Origin of the sequence: Promineifilum sp. (SeqCode) (genome assembly GCF_041918635.1) — a bacterium.
GTDB lineage: Bacteria > Chloroflexota > Anaerolineae > Promineifilales > Promineifilaceae > Promineifilum.
Map to the genome: position 1 here is coordinate 1 of NZ_JAYRVJ010000517.1, position 2120 is coordinate 2120.

Annotated in this window: 2 protein-coding genes; one reads left to right on the forward strand and one right to left on the reverse strand. The window is 61.1% G+C overall.

Annotated features, from left to right (window positions below; translation table 11 throughout):
• Nucleotides 1–993 (forward strand): Na/Pi cotransporter family protein (locus ACE3UY_RS15535; RefSeq protein ID WP_374688410.1); only part of this gene is annotated, 993 nt, incomplete at its 5' end.
• A gap of 6 nt (nucleotides 994–999) precedes the next feature.
• Here ACE3UY_RS15535 and ACE3UY_RS15540 read toward each other — a convergent pair.
• A partial coding sequence (locus tag ACE3UY_RS15540; protein ID WP_374688411.1) for a winged helix-turn-helix domain-containing protein occupies nucleotides 1000–2120 on the reverse strand: 1121 nt, incomplete at its 5' end.

Consider the following 2120-nt stretch of genomic DNA (forward strand, 5'->3'; position numbering starts at 1 on the left):
TACGCCCAAATCTTCATCAACGTCGTTGGCGTGTTGATCTTCTTGCCCTTTATCCCTCAGTTTGCCAGCTTCATCGAGCGTACATCGCCCGAATTGCCGCGCCAGATCGCCAACGCGCATACCATCTTCAACGTTTCTGTCAGCCTGCTGCTGTTCCCCTTTGTCCGGCAGATCGCCGACGTGGCCAGGCGGTTGGCTCCGGCCGATCCAACGAAGGGGAAACAGAAGGTTACGGCCTACATTGATGAAATGCAGTACGCTGTGCCGGCGGTCGCGCTGAGTGAGGCGTCGCGCGAGTTGCACCGGCTGGGGCAAGTGACGGCCGAGATGGTCGAGCTAAGCTGTCAGGCGTTGCTCGAAGAAAACATGGCCAATGCCGAGAGGGTGCTGGTTATGGAGGACAAAGTGGTCGATCCGGTGACCAGGGAACTTGACCATTTTGTCAATCGATTGATGGGAACGGAATTGAGCCTGGCCCAACAGAAGCGCGTTATCCAGATAAAGAGCTTGCTGGTTGATATCGAGCGGGTAGGCGACATGGCCGAAGATATCGCCCTCTACGCCAAGGATAGGATTGTGGCCAACATACCCTTCACCAGCGATGCCATTGATGATCTCCAGCAATTGTCACGCAGCGCCCACGCGATCTATTCCCAATCGTTACAGGCCTTTCAAGAGGGGGATCCCATCCTGGCGGCGGAGGTCTGCAAGGCGGAGAGTGAATTTGACGTTCTGTACTGGAAAACTCGCGCGACGCACATCCGGCGCCTGGAAGCGGGTACGTGCCACACCAAAGCGGACGTCATCTTCACCGAAACCCTGCGCCTGCTGGAGCGCATCAGCGATCATGCGGATAACCTGGGGGTTAGCGTCTCAAGGAACCTTAACCCTACTGCCCATACTTCCACAACCGAACAGGCAGAGCTGCCGCGAGACAGTTCAGCCCGGCCAGCTGACCAGCACCGCGGCTCGCCGTCGATCTCGGGCACCTGATCGTGTTCATGCGCGGCTTGGGTTTGCGTTCTGTGAAGACGCTACACGTCGGCGCAGCAAAGGTTCGCCAATCGCTCCGGCTTCCAGCTTGCCCGCGCCGAGAAAGGTGACGAACCGCGCCAACCCGCGGGCCAACGCCTCCGCAAATGCCTCGTCCCGGCCAAGCGCCTCATCCTCCAGCCACAAGCCCAGGATGACGAGCGTGTTGCCCGGCCGGTCAAGTTTGCTGTCGAAGCGGGCGACGAGCCGGTCGCCCCACAAAATCGGCAACGTGTAATAGCCGAACCGGCGCTGGTGCTCCGGCTTGTACACCTCCCACACGTAGTCGAAGCCGAATAGCACTTTGGCCCGGCCGCGGGCGCTGACGGGATCGAGCGGGGCGAGGAAGGCGACCTCTTCCGTCGTGGTCGTCGCCAACGGCGTCCACGCCGGCGGCGTGCGCCCGGCGCTCAGTCCGCGCAGGATATCGGCGTCGCTACCGAGCGCATAGTGCACCGGCTTCCAGCCCTCGACCCGCACCTCGATGATGTCGCCGTCGGCCAGCATCGCCTCGATTATTTGTTTAGCTTGGCCGAACGGCACACCGCGGTGATATGAATCTTGCACGCGATGGACCCGCGACAGACCGGCGAAGCTGATATCCTTTTTGATCAAGAAGCGGTCAGCCTCGGCCTCGTCGCTTTCGTAAATGAGATGTGCCGGGGCGACCGTTTCGGTGAGGGCATAGACGCGCTCAAAGTTCTCGCGGTGGTGGGTCATCACTTCGCCGGTGCGCCACAAATAGTACAAAGCCAGCGCGCTATCTTTGCGACCGCGGTAACTTTGCGTTCGCGTTCGCGTCGCCATCTTGAAGTCGCGGTTACTCACGGCGCCGCGTTCGCGCAAAATGGCCCGCATTTCGACGACGGCCTCGGCATGATCGCGGCCCATGTCCCGAATTCGCGTTTCGCTGTCGCGCTCGCGGCGCATGACCACGCGCCAGTGGGGTAGTTCGTCCATCGGGCGGACAGCCAACCAGCCGCCCCAGTCAAAGAAGTTGCGCTGCCGGTAGGTTGCGTCCTCCCACAGGCCGGGCGTGGTGTCGAGCACGCGGCTGTGTAACTGAATGTCCTGGCTGCGGGCGACGA